We start from the raw sequence: 22684 nt of genomic DNA, 5'->3' as shown, positions 1-22684 counted from the left end.
GACCGCACCTATGGCGCGAACCCTCTCGCTGCGGATGCGCATCGGACTGGCGATTGTGCTGGCACTGCTCGTGGTCCTCGGTGGGCGCCTGTTCCACATCCAGGGGCTTGATCCCGCCGGACACGCACACCAGGCGATATCCAACCGGCTTCACACGGTGGAACTGCCAGCAGCCCGCGGTGACATTGTCGATACTCAGGGCCGGCTGCTTGCCGGCAGCGCCGACCGGTATGACATTGTTGCCGACCCTAGGCTCACCGGGGACTACACCGTTCCGGATGAGGAAATGGGGATGCAGCGTCCAGTCACCGTCGAACAAACCGCTGAGGAGCTCGCCCTGCTGTTGGAGGCCGACGCTGAGGACGTCTTGGAAAGTCTCACCGCGGAGAACACGCACTACTCCACAATCGCCCGAAACGTGACCCCCGAAGTTCACCAGCGAATCATGGAGCTGCGTGCTCCTGGTGTATACGCAGAACCCGTATCCGAGCGAACCTATCCCTCCGGTCCGGTGGCGGGGTCCATCATCGGCTTCGTCGGCTCCGACGGGCCCTTGGAAGGCCTCGAAGCCGAGGCAAATGAGGCGCTCACCGGTGAGCCCGGAGAACGGATATACGAAGTTGGTGCCGATGGTGTTCGCATCCCCACGGCAACATACGAAGAAATCCCCGCTGAGGATGGACAGGATCTGCGTCTGACCATCGACCAGGACATCCAGTGGTTTGCTCAGGAAGCTATCGCTGAAAAAACCAATGAGTACAACGCCCAGTGGGGCAATGCGACCGTGGTGGACCTCCGAGAAGGCCGTGAGGGAGAGATCCTGGCGATGGCGGACTCGGAGACTGTCGACCCATCGGACCCTGCTGCTACTGATGAGCTCTTTCGCAGACCACTGGCGCTGACCCAGGACTTTGAGCCAGGGTCCGGTGGCAAGTCGGTGACGTTTGCGGCAGCACTCGAAGAGGGCGTCGTCGAGCCCGAGTCAGAATTCCATGTCCCCTACAGAATCACTGTGAACGGCGAATCGATCCGCAATGCTCGCACTCACGCTGACTACGACATGACCGCCGCCGGTATCTACGCCCGTTCCTATAACACCGGAACGCTGATGATCGGCAACCGGATGGAGGAACAGACCCGTTACGACTATCTGCGGAAAGTCGGCTACGGGGAGCCCATGGACATCGGTCTGGGAGTCGATGGGCAGTCAATCCTCCGTCCCCCGGAGGAGTGGGACCGCCGGCAGCCGCTCACCACTCAATTCGGGCAGGGTTACACCGGCAGTGTGCTGCACAATGTGCAGCTCTACCAGATGCTCGCCCAGGACGGAGTCAAACACCCGCTGCGGATCGTTGACGCCCACCTGGACCCCGATGGGGAAGAGCATCTCGTCACTAGCGAACCCGAGCGGATCTTCTCCTCAAACACCTCCCAGGAGATGCTGAAACTCATGGAGGGCGTGGTGGACTACGGATCCGCCATGGGCGCGCAGATCGACGGTTACCGAGTGGGGGGAAAGAGCGGGACTGCGGAAGCTGCCGGAGCTTCCGGGGGATTTGACGGTTACACGGTCAACTTCATCGGAGTCGCCCCTCTTGATGACCCGCAGTTCGTGGTGTCCATCACGGTGCACAGGCCGGCCGGCCAGTTCGGCGACTGGGACCTCACCAACACCTTTACCGACATCATGACGCACGCACTGACCAGCTATGACGTTCCGCCCTCCGAGGAAGAGTCTGGGGCCTATGATGGTTTCGTGGGTGAACGTCAGGACTATCCGTGGTGAATCTTTCAGGCGCTGTTGGCGCTGATGTCGGCACCCTAGCCGAGCAGCTCCTCGCTGCCGGTTACAACCCCATCGTCACACCGGTGGCGGCAAGTGCAGATCGAGTGCGGCTCACCGGTGCCGCAATGAGCCCAAAGCTCGTCGAGCCCGGTGACCTGTTCGTCGCTGTCACCGGGGCGCGGGCCCATGGCGCCGACTTCATTCAGGAGGTCATGGACCGAGGCGCGGCGGCGGTGCTGACTGACCCCGCCGGAGTCGTCAAAGTCCGGGAAGTCGCAGGATACCGACTGCCGGTCATTGAAGTTGCTGGAGTCAGGGACGCTGCCGGCCCAGCTGCGGCGGCCATCTACGGCACCACAGCTACATCCGACCCGGCACTGTTCGGAGTCACCGGAACAAACGGCAAGACCACCACCACCTATTTCCTTCGCTCCCTGCTCAGAGCGGTGCTGACCCCACGGGGTCGGAAAACCGGCCTCATCGGCACCATTGAGATTGCTGCAGGCGAAGAGCGAATCGCTTCGGAGATGACTACGCCCGAAGCAGTCGCGCTGCACAAACTGATGCACTCTTTCCGCGAGAAGAACGTCGCAGCTGCGGCAATGGAAGTTTCCTCCCATGCCATCAGCTATCAGCGAATCTCCGGGCTCTACTATGACGTGGCCGGCTTCACCAACCTCACCCAGGACCACTTGGACCTGCACGGGACCATGGAAGACTATTTCGCCGCCAAAGCCGGCCTGTTTCGCCGCGCGCGCACCAGGACATCAGTGATTACTGTCGACGACGCCGCCGGCCACCAGATGGCCGCGGAGGCGACTGGCCATGTGGTCACCCTCTCCACCACAGGACAGCCGGCCCAGGCGCACTGGCAGGTGACTGAGGTGGAGCCCGCTGGACTGGGCAGTGCATTCACCCTGGCGAACCGTCAGAACGGTGAGAGGATCCGCACATCGACGGCGCTGCCAGGTGCTTTCAACGTGTCGAATGCTGCCCTCGCCGCCGTCATGGTGCTTGAGGCGGCAGCCAGCAGCGAACGGACCCAGGACTTTCAGCGCCATGATGTGGTCAAGGCGCTGGAGACGGGACAGCCCTTCCATATTCAGGTGCCGGGGCGGATGCAGGTGATCGCGGAGCAGCCGGCAGCTATCGTGGACTTCGCTCATAATCCGGATGCGATGATTCGAGCCCTGGAGGCCGTCAGGCGGCCCACCGGACGGCTCATTCTCGTCATCGGCGCCGCGGGGGAGCGTGATGCCACCAAACGTCCGACGATGGGGGCGATTGCGGTGCGCATGGCGGATCACGTGATTATCAGTGACGACGACCCGCACGGGGAGGATCCTGCTCAGATCAGGGCAGGCCTGCTGCATGGGGCCCGTGATGCGATCGCTACTGGCGGCCTCAACACCGCGTTGGAGGAGATCTCCCCCCGAGCTGATGCGATCAAGCAGGCAGTAGCTGCCGCACATCCCGAAGACACCATTCTGCTAGCCGGACGAGGACACGAGGTCCATCAGGATGTCGCCGGAACTCGCGTCGACATCGACGACAGGGAAGAACTCGCCCGCGCCCTGCAGGCCAGGGGCTTCGCGACATTGGACGGAGGCGCCTGATGATTGAACTTACTGCCGCCGAGATCGCCCAGGCGGTCTCCGGGCGACTCCGGGGAGTGGAGCATCCTCATCAGCTCACACTGAGTCATGCGGACACTGATTCCCGGACCATGCGACCATCGGCGCTCTTCATCGCCAAGCCGGGTGAGGTCACCGACGGTCACCGCTTCATCGACGACGCACAGACTGCCGGCGCGGCCCTTGTGCTGGCCCAGCGCGAAACTGATGACCCGTCGGGTAATCCCCACCCGGCAGTACTTGTTGACGACGTGATCGTGGCCATGGGGATGTTGGCGCAGGAAATCGTCACCCGGATCAGGCAGCATTCTCCGACCACTGTGATCGGCATCACTGGGTCCGCTGGGAAAACCACCACCAAAGACCTGCTGGCGGCGCTGCTGGGTCCGCAGGGGCCCACAGTCGCACCGCAGGGCTCCTACAACGGAGAGGTGGGCGTGCCGCTCACGGTGTTCACCGCCGACCTGGAAACCCGCTATCTCATCATAGAAATGGGAGCCGACGCGCCAGGGAACATTCGTGAGCTGTGCAGCATAGTTCGCCCAGACATTGGAGCGGTGCTCATGGTCGGTACCGCCCATGCTGGCAAGTTCGGGGGTGCCGACAAGATCGCCCAGACGAAAGGTGAACTCGCCGAACTCGCCACTGACCACATCATCCTCAACGCCGACGACGCACAGGTCGCTGCCATGGCAGACCGGGCCTCAGCGCCGGTCACGTGGTTCGCCTCTGAACCAGGCGCCTCGGCCGACTACGGCGTGACCGCTGATGAGGTGCACCAACGTGCAGATGGGCGTCTAGAGCTGACTCTGGTGTTCGACGAGCCTGACGAGCACGGCAGGTCAGCGTTCCGGACCACTAGTGGGCTCATCGGTGCCCATCACGTCACCAATCTGCTGGCGGCTGCAGCCGTCGCCCACCGTGCCGGTGTGGCACCGTCGGACATCGCCGCACGGTTGGATGGCCTGGGTCCGAGCTCGCGATGGCGGATGGAACGCACTGAGATCCCCTGGGCGAGTCAGCAGGATGCGGTGACCATCCTCAATGATGCGTACAACGCCAACCCCGAATCCATGCGGGAAGCCCTGCGCACCCTGGCAATCATGACGCGCGAGAACAAACGGCGCGGAGTGGCAGTATTGGGCCCGATGCTGGAACTTGGCGAGGATTCGGTCTGGCTTCACCACAAAATCGGAGAGACAGTCGTGAGGCTCAATATCGACCTTACGCTGGTCGTCGGCGACGGGGCATACGCCCTCTACCGCGGGGCGATAGCCGAAGGATCCTGGGGCTCGGAGGTGCAGTGGGTTGCCACCCTCGATGAAGCCGAGTCATGGTTGCGCACCGCGCTGGAGCCGGGTGACATCGTGTTGTTTAAGTCTTCTAACTCCGCTGGGCTTAGACTTCTGGGGGACAAATTTGCCACTGAGGAAAGGAACTGAGTGATCGCCGTTGTCATCGGTGCCGCCACTGGGCTGATCCTCACCCTTCTCGGTACCCCACTGTTCATCCGCTTCCTGGTCAAACGTGGTTATGGCCAGTTCATCCGCGACGACGGGCCCACCACCCACCACGTCAAGAGGGGCACCCCCACGATGGGTGGGGCGGTGATCATCCTGGCGGTGATCATCGCTTATGCGGCGACCCACGCCGTGCTGTTCTTCACCAATGATATGGCTGCCGGGCCAAGCGCCTCAGGACTCCTGCTTCTGCTGCTGATGACAGGTATGGGTTTGGTTGGATTCTTTGACGACGCCGCCAAAATCACCAAAAAGCAGTCACTGGGACTGAGCCCCTGGGCCAAAATCACCGGCCAAGCAGCCGTGGGCATTCTGTTCGCCGTCCTCGCCCTCCAGTTTCCCAATGACCAGGACATCACCCCGGCCTCCACCGCCATCTCCTTTGTCCGAGAAACTGTCTTGGACTTCGCCGTTCTCGGCACAGTGGTCGGAGGGATCCTCTTTGTCATCTGGGCCAATGTCATCAATACCGCAGCCACCAACGCGGTCAACCTCACGGACGGGCTCGACGGGTTGGCAAGTGCCGCGACGGCGATGGTCACTGCCGCCTATGTCATCATCTCTATCTGGCAGTACAACCAGTCCTGCGGGGGAGTCCGTGCAGTGGAGTCGGTCTGTTATTCGGTCCGTGATCCCATGGACATGGCCACGCTCGCTGCGATCATCACAGGGGCGCTGATCGGCTTCCTGTGGTGGAACACCTCACCGGCGAAGATCTTCATGGGAGACACTGGTTCACTCGCCCTGGGCGGCGCGCTGGCCGGCTTCGCGATCCTGACGCACACACAGCTGCTGTTTGTCATCCTGTGCGGTCTGTTCGTCATCATCACCGTGAGCGTGATTATCCAGGTGGGTTACTTCAAACTCTCCAAGGGAAAACGTGTCTTCCTCATGGCGCCACTGCAGCACCATTTTGAGCTCAAAGGGTGGGCTGAGGTGACCGTTGTCGTCAGATTCTGGATCATCGGAGCCCTCGCCGTGGGAATGGGCCTCGCCGTGTTCTACGGAGAATGGGTGCTCGCCCAGTGAGCGAACAGCAAACCCTCCCACAGCTTCACGGCTGGGACGGACCATGGGCGGACCTGCGGGTTCTGGTCACTGGGTTCGGGGTCACCGGCTTCTCCGTTGCGGACACACTTGCTGAACTCGGGGCGCAGATCGTCGTTGTTGACGGCACCGCGACAAGAACAAAGCGCGACGGCGCGGCGGCTCTCTCCACGATGTGGGGAGACCGGATCGAATTCCGCTTCGGCGAGACGCACACGACCACGCTGCGCCACTTCGGCCCCGGCGACGACGCCGGTGAGCTCCCAGAGCTTATTGTGACCTCACCCGGTTGGCGGCCAGACTCCCCGATCATAGCGGCGGCCACGGCTCAACACGTGCCTGTCTGGTCTGACATCCAGCTCGCCCGGCGGCTCGGCGCCCGCCCCGGCGCGAAGAATCCCGACTGGTTGGTGCTCACCGGCACGAACGGTAAGACCACCACTGTGATGATGCTGGAGGCTATGCTGACCGCTGATGGCCGCCGCGCCGCGGCCTGCGGAAACATCGGTATGCCCATCCTGGACGTCATCCGCGACCCAGAGGGCTACGACGCACTCGCCGTGGAGCTATCCAGCTTTCAGCTGCACTACACCGAACCGCTGCACCCGGCGGCCTCGGCGGTGCTCAACATCGCCGAAGACCACATGGACTGGCACGGCGGACTTGAGAACTATTTGGCTGATAAGGCCAAGATCTACGAGTCGACCCAGCTGGCCTGCGTGTACAACGCTCAGGACCCGGTAACCGAGCAGATGGTGGCCGCAGCCGATGTGGTCAAGGGCGCCCGGGCCATCGGCTTTACGACGGACTCACCGGATGTATCGATGCTCGGCCTGGTGGACGACATCCTGATTGACCGAGCCTTTCTGGATAACCGACGCCATCAGGCATTGGAGCTGGCCACCCGAGCTGATTTCGGGACTCTCGCTCCCCAGCACCTGGTCGCCAATGCGCTTGCGGCTGCGGCCCTGGCTCGCGCGGTCGATGTGGCCCCGGCATCTGTGCAGCAGGCGATCCGAGCCTACGAACCGGCAGCTCACCGCATCCAGCCAGTCGCCCAGGCCGACGATGTGCTGTGGATCAACGACACCAAGGCGACAAACCCCCACGCGGCCGCAGCCTCTCTGGCCAGTTTCACTGATGTGGTGTGGATCGCCGGAGGGCTCTCCAAGGGAGTTGACTACGATCCTCTTGTCCAACAAGTCGCCACCCGTCTACGGCATGTGGTCCTTATAGGTACAGACACCACTCAGCTTCGCTCCAGCCTTGAGCGACACGCCCCCCAGGTGCCTGTCACGGAGGTCTCCGGCGGTGATGATGGAGAGGCAGTCATGCGCAGCGCCGTCGAATCAGCAGACCGGTACGCCCAACCCGGGCAGGCCGTGGTGTTGGCTCCGGCCGCAGCGTCTATGGACCAGTTCGCCTCGTACATCAGTCGAGGCGAGCACTTCATTGCCGCAGTGACTGAGCTGATGCAGGCCAAAGGATTTTCAATCGAGTAATGGAGGAGCTCCATGGACAAGCGGCCCCCGCGCCTACCCTCCTCCCGAAAGCCCGACACTCGCAGAGACTCAGCAGTTCTCACTCCGCCCAGTGCAGCCTCACCGGAGGAAGCTGAAGACCAGCACACCGGTGACATTACCGCCGGCCATCTTCGGCTGGTAGACGATCTCGATGAAGACGCCGCCGAAGGTGCACATGAAACCGAGGAGCCCGGCGACGGATCCCTCGGACGAGCTTGGAAAGCCCGGCAGGCGGAGCGACGTGCTGAACGCATCACAAAATTCTGGGGCATCTTTGAAGGCGGCAACCCCTACACCAACTACTGGCTTGTGCTGGGTGCGACAATCGCGCTGGCCGCTTTTGGCCTCACTATGGTGCTGTCCTCCACCTCCGTTGATGGGGGTGGTCAGCCCTTCACCACAGCCACACGGCAAGCTGTATGGGCAGGAATCGGCCTCATCGGCATGCTCTTCATGACGGTCGTTCCCACCCGATGGATGGGATGGATCGGTTGGGCAGCGATGATCGTCGCCAGCGTCCTGCTGGCCTTGGTGGCATTTTCGCCCTGGGGGTACACCGGAGGTGGTTCAACCAACTGGTTGCGCATCGGTCCAGTCCAGGGGCAGCCCTCAGAGGTCGCCAAGTTAGCACTGGTCCTCTGGGGAGCAGCGGTGCTGGCTCGTAAAGGCAAGCTCGTCAACCAGTTCACCCACTGGATGATGCCGTTCGTAGCTCCCGGGGCCCTGTCTGTACTGGTACTTGTGCTCGCCGGAGGTGACCTCGGCACCAGCCTGGTGATCATTCTGATCGCCGCGGCGCTGCTCTTCACTGCCGGAATTGGGATGCGCTGGTTCGCTCTGGCCGGCCTCCTCGCCTCTTCCGCAGTGGCGCTGCTGATGTGGATCACCCCCTACCGCATGATGCGCGTCTACGCGTGGTTGGGAATGAACTGCGACCACCCCACGGAGCCTTGCTACCAGACAGAGCAGGGCCTATTCGCTCTGGCTTCGGGCGGTTTCTGGGGTGTGGGATTGGGACAGTCCCGTCAGAAGTGGGACTACATCCCAGAAGTGCACAACGACTTCATCTTCACCATCATCGGCGAAGAACTGGGATTGTTAGGAACAGTCACCGTCCTGGGACTCTTCGCCGTCCTGGTCGTCGGCATCTTCCGAGTCGCCAATGGCATCAGTGGCGAGAGCTACCACGCACGGTTCGTCAAACTGGTCTGCATCGGCATCATCGCGTGGATCGTCGGCCAGGCCTTCATCAACATCGCGATGGTCACCGGGCTGATTCCTGTAGTGGGTGTCCCGCTGCCCTTCATCTCCTACGGCGGCTCGGCTCTGACTGTTGCCCTGATAGCGATCGGCGTGATTCTCAACTTCGCCCGCAGGCAACGGATTGAGGCACGAATTCCGAAACGGCGCACCAGAAAACGGCGCAAGCGGTCTACACTGACACCGCCAGCCACGACCGCCACCTCCTGAACCACGCAAAGGAACCACATGACAGCTGCCAGCGTCGTCCTCGCCGGCGGAGGAACAGCCGGGCACATCAGTCCGATGCTTGCGATCGCCTCCGCCATCGAAAGGCTCGACCCCTCGGCCCACCAGTCGATGATCGGCACTGCCGCGGGCCTCGAAACTCGTCTGGTTCCTGCCGCCGGGTACGAGCTTGACCTGATCGAGAAAGTCCCCTTCCCGCGCAGGCCCAACCGGGCAATCTTGAGTTTTCCCTCTCAGTTCGCTCAGGCGAGTCGCGAGGCTCAGGAGATACTGCGCAGGCGCGGAGCTGACGTCGTCGTCGGAGTCGGAGGATACGTATGCCCACCTGTCTACCGGGCCGCGAAGAAGCTCGGTATCCCTGTGGTGGTCCACGAAGCCAATGCCCGGCCCGGTCTCGCGAACCGAATCGGCGCCCGGCAGGCGACCTTTGTGGGGACAGCGTTCCCAGAGACCCCGCTCAAAGGTGCCGTCCACGTAGGCATGCCGATGCCGCTGCACGTCTCCCAGCTGGAACGAGATCAGATGCGCGTCCAAGCACGGCAAGAGCTGGGCCTGGAGACTGACCGGACCACCCTGGTGGTCACGGGAGGCTCGTCCGGGGCGCAGAACCTCAATGCGGCAGTCGCCTCCGCCCTGGAGGACCTGCTGAGCACCGGTGCGCAGGTGTTGCACCTGACCGGACAGGACAAAGAAGTCAGAGATGACACCGGAGCGCTCCTCGCAGCTTCGGGATACCACCAGCGTGAGTACCTCGACGGGATGCACCTTGCGTATGCGGCTGCAGATCTCATCGTCTCCCGAGCAGGCGCCGCCACGGTATGCGAAGTCGCTGCTGTGGGTCTGCCGGCTGCGTTCGTGCCGCTGCCTATAGGCAACGGCGAGCAGGAGCTCAACGCTCGCGGCCTGGTCGATGCCGGAGGTGCCCTCCTGGTCAAGGACGAACACTTCACCAGATCATGGATCGGACGCAACCTGCTGCCTCTGCTGGAGGACCCCCGACTCTTGGAGACGATGCAGCAGCAGTCCGCTGCCCGCGGTATCACCGATGCCGATGAGCGCATGGCTCGTGCAGCTCTGGAGGCAGCGTCCCGATGAGCCTCGAAAATCTTGGCCGCGTCCACTTCCTCGGTCTGGCCGGGGTCGGAGTTTCCGCGGTCGCGCGCCTCATGCTCGCCGCAGGTGTGCCCATCTCCGGAACCGACGCCAAGGAACTCCCGGTGCTCGACGAATTTCGGGCAGCCGGTGTCCCGGTCAGAGTCGGATACAGCGCGGACAACATCACGTCCCTGGAAGCCGAGACGGGTTCGACCATCAGCACTGTGATCGCCTCCTCGGTTGCCACTGCAGGCAACCCCGAGTACGACGCCGCAGCAGCCGCCGGGGTGCGCCTGATGCACCGTTCAGAGGGCCTGGCCGCCTGCATGGAAGGCAAGCAGGCCATCGCCGTGGCGGGAACCCACGGCAAAACCACCACCAGCTCCATGACGGCCATCATGTTGGATGGGGCCGGGCGCGACCCCAGCTTCGCCATTGGCGCCAATGTGGCCGGTTTCGGAAGGAACGCCCGACTCGGGGCGGGGGAGTGGTTCGTTGCTGAGGCTGACGAATCGGACGGGTCCCTGCTCAACTACTCTCCGACGATCTCCGTTGTCACGAACGTAGAGCCCGACCATTTGGACCACTACGGAACCGCTGAAGCAGTCGAACAAGTCTTCATCGACTTCACCGAGCGCATACAAAAATCAGGAGCGCTTGTGCTCTGCCTAGACGACTCAGGAGCCCGCGCACTCCTCCATCGGGTCCAGCAGCCGCTTACCGAACGAGGCGTGCGCATCATCACCTACGGCACGGTGGAAGACGCCGACCTCACGCTGAGTGCGGTCACTCCCGCAGGATTTCGGCAACAAGGCGTCCTGACATTTCGCGAAGGAGATGACCAGCCTGAGCCGTACAGCTCCACAATGGTGTTGCAGGTCCCGGGTCTGCACAATGCCCTCAATGCCACCGCCGCGGTTGCCGTAGGGCTTGCCGCAGGACTCGAGCTTGAAGAGTGCACTGCCGCGCTGGGCCGCTTCAGCGGCAGCTCCAGAAGGTTCGAGCTTCGCGGAGAGGGCAACGGTGTGACCGTCTACGACGACTACGCCCACCACCCCACAGAAGTCGCGGCAGTCCTCAGTGGCGCCCGCAGCGCTACGACAGGCAAGGTGCACGCCATTTTCCAGCCTCACCTGTTCAGCCGCACACGCGACTTCGCCGAAGAATTCGGTCTCGCCCTCGACGCCGCCGACACGGCGATCGTGCTGGACATATACCCAGCTCGCGAGAAGCCCATCGTCGGAGTCACCGCCGAACTGCTCGGCCATCAGGTGCTCAGCCGCACCCAAGCTGCAGCCGCTGTTGCCGCCGCCGCAGAGCCGGGAGACATAGTCCTCACCATAGGAGCTGGGGATGTCACGTACTTGGCAACCGAGATCGTGAAAGAGCTGCAGGAGCCTAACCGGTGACTGTGGACTCTGAGGCCGCTCTCGAGTTTCCTGAACCCGAGGCGGTCGGAGCTAGGCGACGGCGTCGTCGTTCTCTCATGGCGTTGGCAGCTGCCTTCCTCGGGCTGCTAGCCGTAGTCGCCACGATCTACTTCTCACCGCTCCTACCCCTGCGCACCATTGAAGTTCACGGCAATGAGCTGCTCACCGACCAGCAGGCAGATGAGCTCCTGGCCGATCTCTACGGTCAGCCGATCGCCCAAGTCGGCAGCGGAGCAGTCCACGAACGGCTCCGTGGAGAGAATGTGGTCGCGGAGGTCTCGAGCCGAATCGAGCTTCCCGAAACACTGCATGTCGAGGTCGTGGAGCACCCACCAGTTGCGGAGGTGCACCGCGACGGTGATGTCCTGCTGTACTCAGATCATGGAGAAGTCATCCGGACCTTCGCCGGCGCGGAACAACTCGAGGCAGAGGACTATGCCACCCCGGAGATTTCCTCCGAGGCAGCCCTGGAGGATGAGGCAGTGTTCGGGACCATCGTTTCTGTCCTCGGCGAGCTGCCCCCCGATGCGCGCTCCCAACTGGACTCCGCAACAGCCGACTCCATCGACTCGGTGCAACTTCAACTAGCCGATGGACGCACCGTGGTCTGGGGTTCTGATGATCGCGGTGAGGAGAAGGCCGTGGTCTTGCAGGCTATCCTCGGTTCACCGGAGGAAGCCTTTCAGGGGGCGGACATCATCGACATATCCACGCCGTCAACTCCGGTTACGCGGTGAGAGCTGACCTCGCGGGTAGGCTGGGGCCACAACTGAAGATCGCCGCACCCCAGATCAGCTAAGGTTCAAGCTCAACTTGAACCTTGCTGACGGTACCAGCGGAGCAGAAGAATGAGACCTGTTACGAAGACTCCCGGCCGGTGAGAGGCATGTCGAGTCGACGTCTCCGGTGGATGAGCTTCCCGAGGCACCCGCGAACTGTCTCGGTAGGTATCGGACGTACTGGGGACGGGGAGACAGTGAGGAGTCGTTCTCGGCTTCGCTCACCGGCGGGGGTCTTCGTGCATCTGTGACTTTTCAACAGCTAAGGGACAAACACACGTGGCTACACCGAGCAATTACCTCGCCGTGATCAAGGTCGTCGGCATAGGCGGCGGCGGCGTTAACGCCGTCAACCGCATGATCGAAGTCGGTTTGCGCGGCGTGGAGTTCATCGCGATCAACACAGACGCCCAGGCGCTGCTGATGTCCGACGCCGACGTCAAACTTGATGTGGGTCGCGAGCTGACCCGCGGTCTCGGTGCGGGAGCCAATCCTGAGGTGGGCCGGCAAGCCGCAGAGGACCACACCGAAGAGATCGAAGAAGTTCTCCGCGGAGCCGATATGGTCTTTGTCACCGCAGGAGAGGGAGGCGGCACCGGCACAGGCGGCGCCCCTGTCGTGGCCCGGATCGCGCGGAGCCTGGGTGCGCTGACGATCGGCGTCGTCACCCGGCCGTTCACCTTTGAAGGACGCCGGCGTGCCAGCAGCGCCGAGACCGGCATTGAGGGCCTGCGTGACGAGGTCGACACGCTTATCGTGATCCCGAACGATCGCCTGCTGTCGATTTCGGACAAGAATGTCTCCGTTCTGGATGCATTCCGTTCCGCAGATCAAGTGCTGCTCTCCGGTGTCCAAGGCATCACCGACCTGATCACGACTCCCGGGCTTATCAACCTAGACTTCGCTGATGTCAAGTCAGTCATGCAGGGCGCTGGTTCGGCTCTGATGGGCATCGGTTCCGCAAATGGGGAGGACCGCGCCGTCAAGGCCGCCGAGCTCGCTATTGCCTCACCGCTGCTGGAAGCCAGCATTGACGGTGCCCACGGAGTGCTGCTCTCCATCCAGGGCGGCTCGGATCTCGGTCTCTTCGAGATCAACGAGGCTGCGCGGCTGGTCCAAGAGGTCGCGCACCCCGAGGCGAACATTATCTTTGGTGCCGTCATTGATGACGCCCTGGGAGATGAGGCCCGGGTCACCGTAATCGCCGCCGGTTTCGATCAGGCAGATGTGACGTCCAAGCCCGCGGCCCCGGCTGCCCCGGCGCAGCCACAGCGGCCGGTGGCCCCCGTTGCTGGAGCCACCGCAGGTGCCTACGCCGCATCTGCAGGATCTCAGGACACCGCGCCCCAGCGCACCCCCCCAGAAACAGCTCAAGAGCGGTCGGAAGAAAAGCTGCCCGAGATCGTCGAGTCTGATTACACGGGAAAGAACGACGACGACCTCGATGTCCCCGATTTCCTGAAGTAGAACTCCCGAAGCCGGGGAGACGGGCTGATGCTCTGGTGGCAGGAACAGGTCGGGCGAGTCCGCCTGGGCTTCACCTCAGTGACGGCGGGCAACTTGGCCCACCATGTGGGGGACGGCGGCGAGGCCGAGGGAAATCGCCGGCGGCTCGAAGACCAGCTTGGTCTGGCGCATAGGCCGTTGAGGTACTTGAACCAGGTCCATTCGGCGGACGTGGTAGATGCCGACAGCGGTGACGTGACGCCGACCGGTGACGCCTGGATCTCCACTGACGGGTCCCGATCGCTGGCCATCATGGTCGCCGACTGCCTACCCGTGCTGTTCACCGCCAGCAGCCGCGGGGGCGGCGTGTTGACCGCCGCTGCGCATGCCGGCCGCCCCGGGCTCATCAGTGGAGTACTTCACAACACTGTCTCAGCATTGCAGCACCACGGCGGCCGCAACATCACCGCCTGGATCGGCCCAGGTGCCTGTGGAGAGTGTTATGAGGTCCCGCAGGCCATGTTCGACGAGCTCACGGTGGACCGTCCAGCCCTGGCCGCCACGACAAGCTGGGGCACACCTGCTTTGGACCTGCGTTCGGAGGCTCGCGCTATCTTGGAGTCGCACCACGTTGCAGTTGTTGACGTAGCTGGCTGCACGATCGAGAACCCGACGCTGTTCTCGCACCGAGTAAGCCAGAAGAACGGAACCCCGGAAGGCCGCATCGCGGCACTCATCTGGAAAGCCGATTAACCGCATTGGGGCTCTCCCATGCTCCAAGTAGGCTGGGCAGCGTGGATTTCACAACTGCTTTTCGTTCCGCGGCGGACAACGCCGACGATGCTCGCACCCGCCAGCTGGCGCTGAACCTCGCAGCCGTGCACGAGAGAATCGATAAGGCGGTGGGCTTTTCCGGCCGAGCAGACCGGCCGGAGCTCATTGTGGTCACCAAGTACTTCCCTCCTGAAGATGTCCAGCGCCTCTTTGAACTCGGTGTGCGGGATGTAGGAGAGAACAAGGACCAGGAAGCAGCAGCCAAAGCCGCTGCCGTGACAGAGCTGCTCGACGATGCCCACCCCAGTACACCAGGCGCCGCTCAGACCGAGACAGCCTTGCGGTGGCACTTCATTGGGCAGTTACAGACCAACAAAGCCAAATCCGTTGTCCGTTACGCTGATTCCGTCCATTCGGCAGACCGTTCTAAGCTGATTAATGCACTGAACAATGCTGCGGTGCGAGCAGCCGATGAGGGGACGCGCAGCCGACCGCTGGAAGTCCTCCTTCAAGTGGACCTACGCAGCCCGCTGCCTGATGACCACCGCGGGGGAGCAGCCCCCACCGACGTGCTGAGCCTGGCCGAGCTCATCGCCTCTGCTGAGCAACTTCACCTTGGGGGTCTGATGGCGGTGGCTCCATTGGACGAGGACCCGGAACCTGCGTTCGCACGACTGGGTGAACTTTCGCAGCTGCTCTCGGCAGAGTATCCGGAGGCGACGCAGATCTCTGCGGGCATGAGTCAGGACCTGGAAGCGGCGGTCAACTGTGGAGCGACACGCCTGAGGATCGGACGCGATGTCCTGGGTGAGCGGCCCCACCACTAGTAATGTCGGAATCGCGACACAACCAAAACCTTCCCCAGGAGCTTGAACCATGGCCGGTGCATTCAAGAAAACAATGATCTACCTCGGTTTAGCCGACGGTGACGACTACAACGAAGACAGCTTCGGCAGCGAGGAGCGATCCTCCTCCCGCCACGCAGCATCATCCGGTGGTACTGCCACCAAAACCCGACCGGCGCCCGCAGCTGCTCAGTCGACAGGCGCTCAGTCGACAGGTGCTGTGGTCTCGCTGGCGGACCGCGCCGCGGCGACAGCGCCCGAAAGCAGCGACGATGCTGACCCGGCAGGCTCGTACAACAGCACAAACCTCGCGGTGGCCCCGGATTACCGGGCACCAGTGACCCCCATCAAGCGTGCACCCTCCTCTCGGGACGAAAGCTCAGAAATGCGAAAGATCACCACTGTTCACCCCCGCTCCTACAATGACGCCAAAATCATCGGGGAGTCCTTTCGCGAGGACATACCGGTCATTATGAACGTCACGGAGATGGGCGAGGGTGAAGCCAAGCGACTCGTGGACTTCGCAGCGGGTCTCGTCTTCGGCCTCGGTGGGTCCATTGAACGAGTCACCAACAAGGTGTTCCTGCTGACGCCTCGGAATGTGGAAGTTGTGGCGGAGGAAAAGGCGGCAGCTGCGCCGGAAACGAACGCCAAGTTCTTCAACCAGTCCTGACACGAGCTCGTGAAGATGGATCAAACTGGTTCGCTGAGGTAGCCTGAGCACCCGTGGACCTCATCACTGCACCCCTCTATCTCATACTGACCGTATATCAGTTTGCCCTGATTATTCGGATCATTTTCAACATCACGGAGTCCTACGCGCGGAACTGGCGCCCGAAGGGACTAGTGCTCATGCTTGCGGTGGGTATCTACGCCGTGACTGATCCGCCGTTGCGCTGGCTAAATCGCAAGATTCCGCCATTGAACCTCGGTGGTGTCTCGCTGGATATGGCGTTCATCATCGTGTTCTTGGCGGTTGTGATCGCAAAGTCGCTGATCGCCGGCTTCGCCTGATCTGTGCCCCACGCAATCCCAGTGAAGCCTGACTTGAAGGTTCGGGTCGAAGCGTCCAAAGTTGGCTGGGTATTGTGTGGGATGAGACGCTTTTATGCCACAACCTGCCACTGACGATGAGGTGACGCTTTCCATGGCTCTGATGCCAGATGACCTCCTGAACAAGGAGTTTCCGGAGACCAAATTCCGCCCTGGGTACGACAAGGACGAGGTCGACGACTTTCTCGATGAGGTGGTCGTCGAATGGCGCCGTCTGATTCAGGAGAACGAAGAGCTCCGGGCAGAGAACGCCACGCTGCAAGAGCAGCTTGACGGCAGTGATTTCGTGGAGCCCGACGAACTCAAAGATGCCGGTCTCTCCGGCTATGCCGGTACCTCTTCAGAGGTGACTGGAACATTCGAATCCATCGCAGACGACCCAGCGGCCGGTCTTGAGACTCCAGAGTCTGAGCCAGACCAGACACAGTCGGTGACGCCGCAGGGTGATCCCAATGTCACGGCCTACCCCGAGTACGCACTGGGCACCCGCCCAGCGCAGGAGAGGCCCGAGCCTGAACCAGCTTCATCAGCAGGCGGCCCAGCGGCTGAGGCAGCAGGTGTGCTTGCCATGGCGCAGAAGCTTCACGATCAGTATGTAGCAGAGGGTGAACAGAACCGTGCGGCCTCGATCGCGGAAGGCGAGTCCAAACGGGCTGAGCTCATCCACGAGGGTGAAACCACCAAGGACGAACTCATCAACGAGGGCACGTCCAAGCGCGCTGAACTGATAGCAGATGGTGAGCAAACCCGAGCTGAGTACATTGCCGAAGGTGAAGCAAAGCGCTCCGAGCTGATTACTGATGCTGAGACTCGTGCTGAGTCGATGATCGAAGAGGCTGAGCTAACCTCCACTCGCACTCTCAACGCACTGGAGCGTAAGAAGGGCGATCTGGAGGCTCGCGTGAGCGAACTCACCGGATTCGAACGCGACTACCGCGCGCGGCTGAAAGATTACATTGAGAATCAGCTGGCGGAGCTGAATTCGCAGGGGACGATCGAAAAAGAGACGTCCGGCTGAGTCTGCACTCTGGACTACGCAAGAAGGGGGTTCCCATATTTGGGGGCTCCCTTCTTGCGTGCTGAGGTACTGGGCGTGCTTGTAGACTCGACAGGTGCCATCCGCCGAAACTCCCTCACAGCCTGAACCAGAACGCCCCACGTCCCCTCAGCTTCAAACCAAGGGGCCCCGCCGCCGATTAGCCGTCGGCGTGGCTTGTCTCCTCGCTCTCAGCGCGTGGCTGCTGGACCAGGGCACCAAGCTCTGGGTAGAGCGAACCATGGAGATCGGCCAGCAGGTGGACGCGATACCGCCGGTTCTGTTCTGGCGTTACCACCTCAACCCCGGTGCGGCGTTCTCGATGGGGACTGATCACACCTGGGTCTTCACGATCATTCAGGCCCTCGTCCTAGCCGTCGGTCTGTTTTACCTGTCCCGTCTGGGTGGCTCGTGGCTCTGGACTCTGGGACTGGGCGGACTGATCGGGGGAGTGGCCGGAAATTTGACGGACAGACTGTTCCGAGCTCCGTCGTTAGTTGATGGCAGTTTTGAGCAGTTCGGCCAGGGGCACGTGGTGGATATGATCGCAGTGCCGCACTTTGCGGTATTCAATGTTGCCGACAGTTTTATCGTCTGCTCCATCATTGGCCTGTGCGCCTTGATGCTCTTTGGTCTGAACGTTGACGGCACCCGAGACGCCAAGAACACATCCGCAACAAAAGACACAGAGGCGAACTGATGACTGAATACTCCATTCCAGCAGAGCTGGCCGGGAAACGGGCCGACGCCGTCGTTGCGGGCGTCAGCGGTGTTTCGCGGACTGAGGCAGCTGGGTGGATCGCCGATGGCAGAGTCACCTGGGCTCAGTACCGGACCCAAGGCAGGGAAGCCGGTGTGCCGGTGAAGAAGTCGGAGAAGCTCCACGAAGGCGCGAGGATCACGGTCCATGAGCCAGATCCAGTCGACCTGACCGACATTAAGGCGGAACCTGTGCAGGATATGACGCTGCTGTATGAGGACGATGATCTGGTCGCCGTCAACAAGCCGGTTGGCGTGGCAGCGCACCCCTCACCAGGGTGGCGTGGTGCAACGGTCATCGGGGGGCTGCTGGCGCAGGGTGTGCAGATATCCACCTCAGGAGCTCAAGAGCGCCGCGGGATCGTGCACCGCCTGGATGTTGGAACCTCAGGAGTCATGGTGGTGGCGAAGACGGAGCGGGCCTACAGTGTCCTCAAAGATGCCTTCCGCAACCGCACACCGGAAAAGACCTACCATGCACTGGTTCAGGGGCTTCCGGACCCGCATGAAGGGACGATCGACGCGCCCATTGGTCGCCACCCCGGACACGACTGGCGGTTCGCCGTCATGGAAGGCGGCCGAGAGGCTCGCACCCACTACCAACTCATTGAGGCGTACGGACGCGTCAGCCTGCTGGATATTCGTCTGGAGACCGGACGAACGCACCAGATCCGAGTGCACTTCGCAGCTCTCGGGCACCCGTGCGCAGGTGATCTGACGTATGGTGCTGATCCGCATCTGGCCGCCGATCTCGGGCTCACCCGGCAGTGGTTGCACGCTTATGAGCTGGGTATCGATCATCCCGTCGGCGGGGAGCGGCTGACCATCCGCAGTGACTACCCGCAGGATCTTACTGAGGCACTGCGCATCTTAGAGGGCTAGGAGAACCATGGTTGAGAACTTCGTGCACTTGCACAACCACACCGAGTACTCGATGCTCGACGGTGCCGCCAAAATCGATGACCTGTTCGCGCGTACAGAAGAACTCGGTATGCCGGCGGTGGCCATGACCGACCACGGTTTCCTGTTCGGTGCCTACGAGTTCTGGAAGACCGCGCAGAACTACGATGTCAAACCCATTATCGGGCTTGAAGCCTACCTGACCCCTGGCACTCACCGCTCGGAGCGAAAGCGCGTGCGGTGGGGTGAAGGATCAGTGGGGGAGAAGGACGTCTCCGGCGGTGGCGCCTACACCCATATGACGATGTGGGCGCGGAACACCGAAGGGATGCATAACCTCTTCCGGCTCGGGTCCCGGGCCTCCATGGAAGGGACGTTCTACAAGCCGCGTGCGGACCGAGAGCTGCTCTCGGACTTCGGCAGCGGTCTCATAGCAACTACGGGTTGTCCCTCCGGCGAGATTCAGACCAGGCTGCATCTGGGCCAGTATGAAGAGGCCAAGCGCGCCGCCGGCGAATTTGAGGAAATCTTCGGCAAAGGCAACTTCTACTGTGAACTCATGGATCACGGCCTGCCGATCGAGCGTCGAGTGCGACAGGACCTGCTGCGGCTGTCGAAAGACCTCAACCTTCCACTGGTAGCCACCAATGACCTGCACTACACACACCAGCATGACCACAAAGCGCACGGAGCCCTCCTGTGCTTGCAGACCGGTGCCACCCTTGACGACCCCAACCGGTTCAAGTTCGACGCTGAGGAGTTCTACCTCAAGTCCCCGGCAGAGATGCGCCACCTGTTCCGCGAAGTGCCCGAGGCATGCGACAACACCCTTGCGATCGCCGAGCGGTGCGAAGTCGCCTTCGATGAGAACGCTTCCTATATGCCGAGGTTCCCTGTGCCGGAGGGTGAGACGGAGGAGTCTTGGTTCATTAAGGAGGTGGAGAAAGGTCTTCACTACCGCTTCCCGGATGGCGTCTCAGATGAGGCTCGCGAACAGGCCCGCTATGAAATCGGCGTGATTACCCAGATGGGCTTTCCCGGCTATTTCCTGGTCGTCGCTGACTTCATCAATTGGGCCAAAGAGAACGGCATTCGAGTGGGTCCGGGCCGTGGCTCCGGACCTGGGTCCATGGTGGCGTATGCCATGCGCATCACGGATCTCGACCCCCTGCAGCACGGGCTCATTTTTGAGCGGTTCCTGAACCCCGACCGCGTGTCCATGCCCGACTTCGATGTCGACTTCGATGATCGTCGGCGCGGCGAAGTGATCGACTACGTGGTCAACAAGTATGGCGATGAGCGCGTGGCGATGATCGTCACCTATGGTTCCATCAAGTCCAAACAGGCGCTGAAGGACGCGGCCCGCGTCATGGGGGAGCCCTTCCAGACCGGTGAGACGCTCACCAAAGCAATGCCTCCGGATCAGCAGGGAAAGCCAATCCCGTTGTCCGACATTCATGACAAAGACTCCAAGCGGTACGCCGAAGCTGGCGAATTCCGCGAAATGGTCGACTCCGATCCCCGGTTGAAAGAGATCTTTGAAGTCGCCATCGGGCTGGAAGGTCTCAAGCGCCAGCCTGGTGTGCACGCCGCCGGCGTCATCATGTCTTCTGACCCGCTGATTGACATCATCCCTCTCATGCGCCGCGAGCAGGATGGGGCGATCATCACGCAGTTCGACTATCCGATCTGCGAGTCGCTGGGTCTCATCAAGATGGACTTCCTGGGGTTGCGGAACCTCACCATCATCTCCGACGCCCTGGAGAACATTCAGCTGAACAAGGGTGTCGAGATCGATCTGGAGACTTTGGATCTGACCGACCGCCCGTCATACCAGCTGCTGTCCCGCGGCGATACTTTGGGTGTTTTCCAGCTGGATGGTTCGGGGCTTCGCTCCTTGTTGCGCCAGATGCGTCCCGACAACTTTGAGGACATCTCCGCAACGATCGCTCTCTACCGACCCGGCCCGATGGGCGCCAACTCACACACCAACTACGCTCTGCGCAAGAACGGGCAGCAGAAAGTCACTCCGATTCACGCGGAGCTTGAAGAGCCACTCGCGGAGATTCTCAACACCACCTACGGTCTGATCATCTACCAGGAGCAGGTGATGGCCATCGCCCAGAGAGTGGCCGGCTACAGCCTCGGCCAGGCGGATATTCTGCGTCGTGCCATGGGCAAGAAAAAGAAGTCCGAGCTGGACAAGCAGAAAGTCGGCTTCTTCGAAGGCATGGCAGCCAACGGTTACTCCGAACAGGCAGCCCAGACGCTCTGGGACATCCTGCTGCCGTTCTCCGACTACGCGTTCAACAAGGCCCACTCCGCAGCCTACGGACTCATCGCGTATTGGACGGCCTATCTGAAGGCCAACTACCCGGCTGAATACATGGCAGCACTCCTGACCAGCGTGGGTGAGAACCGCGATAAGCTGGCGATCTATCTCTCCGAATGTCGACATATGGGGATCACTGTCACCGCGCCGAGCATCAACGAATCAGCGCTGACTTTCACCCCTGTCGGTGACGATACGATCCGGTTCGGCATGGGGGCGGTTCGTAACGTGGGGGCCAATGTAGTGGCCGGCATCGTTGATGCCCGTCAGGAGAAGGGAAAGTACACATCCTTCGTGGACTTCTTCACAAAAGTCCCTGCTCAGGTCTGCAATAAGCGCACGATGGATTCGTTGATCAAGGCCGGAGGCTTCGACGATCTCGGCCATTCGCGACGGTCTCTGGTGACCATCCACGAGTTGGCGGTCGACCAGGCGATACGGCAGAAAAAAGATTCTGAGCAGTACGAGACAGATATTTTCGGTGCCTTCGCGGAAGCCGATGACGAGGCCGGAGGAGGCTTCGAAGCCGTCAAGGTTCCCGAGCTGCCTGAGTACGAGAAGAAGGACAAGCTCAATTTTGAGCGTGAGATGCTCGGGCTCTACGTCTCTGATCACCCGCTCTCCGGCATGGAGCGCACGCTAGCCTCCCATGCAGACCGTTCGGTGCCCAGTGTGGTGAGCGAGGACGGCCCCCCTGACGGTGCCACAGTCACCGTCTGCGGCATGATCACCTCCCTGGCCCGCAAGATCGCCAAATCCGGCAACCCGTACGCCCGCGCTGAAATCGAGGACCTCACCGGATCTATTGAGGTGATGTTCTTCGGAAAGACCTACCAGGCAGTGTCAATGGTTCTTGCTGAGGATCTGATCGTTGCAGTGAAGGGCCAGGTGGACCGTCGGGAAGACGGGGGAGTGGTGCTTAAGGCCATGGATGTCACCGTCCCGGAGATCACCGAGGATGGAGCGTCGGGCCCCGTCGTTGTGTCGATGCCGGTGCAGAAGGCAACAGAGCGCATCGTCACCGAACTGGGGTCTACACTTCAGGCGCACCGGGGTACCTCGGATGTTCACATCAGGCTCCTGACCGGTGAGAAGGTCGAAGTCATGAAGCTCGGAGTGGCCTACCAGGTTTCACCTTCGCCCTCGCTGTACGGTGACCTAAAAGTCCTACTGGGTCCTTCCTGCCTGGAGAGCTGAACGCTTCAGGCGCCTCACCACAAGATGTTGATCTGAACGA

General features: G+C 61.7%; 18 protein-coding genes. All 18 read left to right on the top strand.

Annotation, left to right across the window (positions count from 1 at the left end):
- Nucleotides 1–10: 10 nt before the first annotated feature.
- Nucleotides 11–1786, top strand: coding sequence for a peptidoglycan D,D-transpeptidase FtsI family protein (locus FH975_RS11060; protein ID WP_153078536.1), 1776 nt, complete (start codon nucleotides 11–13; stop codon nucleotides 1784–1786).
- Nucleotides 1780–3402, top strand: coding sequence for a UDP-N-acetylmuramoyl-L-alanyl-D-glutamate--2,6-diaminopimelate ligase (locus FH975_RS11055; protein WP_153078537.1), 1623 nt, complete (start codon nucleotides 1780–1782; stop codon nucleotides 3400–3402). Before FH975_RS11060 ends, FH975_RS11055 begins: the two co-directional genes overlap by 7 nt.
- Nucleotides 3402–4862 carry a UDP-N-acetylmuramoyl-tripeptide--D-alanyl-D-alanine ligase gene (locus FH975_RS11050; protein ID WP_162321389.1) on the top strand — a complete coding sequence of 487 codons (1461 nt, stop codon included), beginning with the start codon at nucleotides 3402–3404 and terminating at the stop codon, nucleotides 4860–4862. Before FH975_RS11055 ends, FH975_RS11050 begins: the two co-directional genes overlap by 1 nt.
- Nucleotides 4863–5969, top strand: a complete 1107-nt coding sequence (gene mraY / locus FH975_RS11045) for a phospho-N-acetylmuramoyl-pentapeptide-transferase (protein WP_153078539.1) — start codon at nucleotides 4863–4865, stop codon at nucleotides 5967–5969.
- Nucleotides 5951–7489, top strand: coding sequence for a UDP-N-acetylmuramoyl-L-alanine--D-glutamate ligase (murD, locus tag FH975_RS11040; RefSeq protein WP_162321388.1), 1539 nt, complete (start codon nucleotides 5951–5953; stop codon nucleotides 7487–7489). The genes mraY and murD overlap by 19 nt, the downstream gene beginning before the upstream one ends.
- A 12-nt stretch (nucleotides 7490–7501) precedes the next feature.
- Nucleotides 7502–8980 carry an FtsW/RodA/SpoVE family cell cycle protein gene (locus FH975_RS11035; RefSeq protein WP_162321387.1) on the top strand — a complete coding sequence of 493 codons (1479 nt, stop codon included), beginning with the start codon at nucleotides 7502–7504 and terminating at the stop codon, nucleotides 8978–8980.
- Between the two features lie 18 nt (nucleotides 8981–8998).
- Nucleotides 8999–10093, top strand: coding sequence for a UDP-N-acetylglucosamine--N-acetylmuramyl-(pentapeptide) pyrophosphoryl-undecaprenol N-acetylglucosamine transferase (locus tag FH975_RS11030; protein WP_162321386.1), 1095 nt, complete (start codon nucleotides 8999–9001; stop codon nucleotides 10091–10093).
- Nucleotides 10090–11502, top strand: coding sequence for a UDP-N-acetylmuramate--L-alanine ligase (gene murC / locus FH975_RS11025; RefSeq protein WP_162321385.1), 1413 nt, complete (start codon nucleotides 10090–10092; stop codon nucleotides 11500–11502). The genes FH975_RS11030 and murC overlap by 4 nt, the downstream gene beginning before the upstream one ends.
- Nucleotides 11499–12260 carry a cell division protein FtsQ/DivIB gene (locus FH975_RS11020; RefSeq protein WP_162321384.1) on the top strand — a complete coding sequence of 254 codons (762 nt, stop codon included), beginning with the start codon at nucleotides 11499–11501 and terminating at the stop codon, nucleotides 12258–12260. The genes murC and FH975_RS11020 overlap by 4 nt, the downstream gene beginning before the upstream one ends.
- 321 nt (nucleotides 12261–12581) lie before the next feature.
- A complete protein-coding gene (gene ftsZ, locus FH975_RS11015) occupies nucleotides 12582–13769 on the top strand; it encodes a cell division protein FtsZ (protein ID WP_162321383.1) in 1188 nt (395 codons plus the stop codon).
- Between the two features lie 27 nt (nucleotides 13770–13796).
- Nucleotides 13797–14501, top strand: coding sequence for a polyphenol oxidase family protein (locus tag FH975_RS11010; RefSeq protein WP_162321382.1), 705 nt, complete (start codon nucleotides 13797–13799; stop codon nucleotides 14499–14501).
- Nucleotides 14502–14542: 41 nt separating this feature from the next.
- The gene (locus FH975_RS11005) at nucleotides 14543–15349 is read left to right on the top strand and encodes a YggS family pyridoxal phosphate-dependent enzyme (protein WP_162321381.1); all 807 of its coding nucleotides are present in this window, start codon (nucleotides 14543–14545) and stop codon (nucleotides 15347–15349) included.
- Between the two features lie 49 nt (nucleotides 15350–15398).
- A complete protein-coding gene (locus FH975_RS11000; protein ID WP_162321380.1) occupies nucleotides 15399–16040 on the top strand; it encodes a cell division protein SepF in 642 nt (213 codons plus the stop codon).
- A gap of 53 nt (nucleotides 16041–16093) precedes the next feature.
- On the top strand, nucleotides 16094–16381 hold the full coding sequence (locus FH975_RS10995; protein ID WP_153078549.1) for a YggT family protein: 288 nt from the start codon (nucleotides 16094–16096) through the stop codon (nucleotides 16379–16381).
- A 94-nt stretch (nucleotides 16382–16475) separates the two neighbouring features.
- Nucleotides 16476–17438 carry a DivIVA domain-containing protein gene (locus FH975_RS10990; protein ID WP_153078550.1) on the top strand — a complete coding sequence of 321 codons (963 nt, stop codon included), beginning with the start codon at nucleotides 16476–16478 and terminating at the stop codon, nucleotides 17436–17438.
- 94 nt (nucleotides 17439–17532) lie between these two features.
- Nucleotides 17533–18156: a signal peptidase II gene (locus FH975_RS10985; RefSeq protein ID WP_153078551.1), complete on the top strand. Its 624-nt coding sequence runs from the start codon at nucleotides 17533–17535 to the stop codon at nucleotides 18154–18156.
- Nucleotides 18156–19097, top strand: a complete 942-nt coding sequence (locus FH975_RS10980) for an RluA family pseudouridine synthase (RefSeq protein ID WP_153078552.1) — start codon at nucleotides 18156–18158, stop codon at nucleotides 19095–19097. Before FH975_RS10985 ends, FH975_RS10980 begins: the two co-directional genes overlap by 1 nt.
- A gap of 7 nt (nucleotides 19098–19104) precedes the next feature.
- A complete protein-coding gene (gene dnaE / locus FH975_RS10975) occupies nucleotides 19105–22644 on the top strand; it encodes a DNA polymerase III subunit alpha (RefSeq protein WP_153078553.1) in 3540 nt (1179 codons plus the stop codon).
- The last annotated feature ends 40 nt before the right edge of the window (nucleotides 22645–22684 follow it).

This window comes from Nesterenkonia haasae (assembly GCF_010119385.1).
Lineage (GTDB): Bacteria > Actinomycetota > Actinomycetes > Actinomycetales > Micrococcaceae > Nesterenkonia > Nesterenkonia haasae.
The sequence above is the reverse complement of the archived record's forward strand: the minus strand, read 5'-3'. Positions and strand labels throughout refer to the sequence as shown.

Coding starts and splice junctions, on each gene's coding strand:
- FH975_RS11035 (WP_162321387.1), top strand. CDS start 7,502: ATGGACAAGCGGCCCCCGCGCCTACCCTCCTCCCGAAAGCCCGACACT.
- murC (WP_162321385.1), top strand. CDS start 10,090: ATGAGCCTCGAAAATCTTGGCCGCGTCCACTTCCTCGGTCTGGCCGGG.
- dnaE (WP_153078553.1), top strand. CDS start 19,105: ATGGTTGAGAACTTCGTGCACTTGCACAACCACACCGAGTACTCGATG.
- FH975_RS11000 (WP_162321380.1), top strand. CDS start 15,399: ATGGCCGGTGCATTCAAGAAAACAATGATCTACCTCGGTTTAGCCGAC.
- FH975_RS11030 (WP_162321386.1), top strand. CDS start 8,999: ATGACAGCTGCCAGCGTCGTCCTCGCCGGCGGAGGAACAGCCGGGCAC.
- FH975_RS11010 (WP_162321382.1), top strand. CDS start 13,797: ATGCTCTGGTGGCAGGAACAGGTCGGGCGAGTCCGCCTGGGCTTCACC.
- FH975_RS11060 (WP_153078536.1), top strand. CDS start 11: ATGGCGCGAACCCTCTCGCTGCGGATGCGCATCGGACTGGCGATTGTG.
- FH975_RS11050 (WP_162321389.1), top strand. CDS start 3,402: ATGATTGAACTTACTGCCGCCGAGATCGCCCAGGCGGTCTCCGGGCGA.
- FH975_RS10980 (WP_153078552.1), top strand. CDS start 18,156: ATGACTGAATACTCCATTCCAGCAGAGCTGGCCGGGAAACGGGCCGAC.
- FH975_RS10990 (WP_153078550.1), top strand. CDS start 16,476: ATGCCACAACCTGCCACTGACGATGAGGTGACGCTTTCCATGGCTCTG.
- murD (WP_162321388.1), top strand. CDS start 5,951: ATGGGTGCTCGCCCAGTGAGCGAACAGCAAACCCTCCCACAGCTTCAC.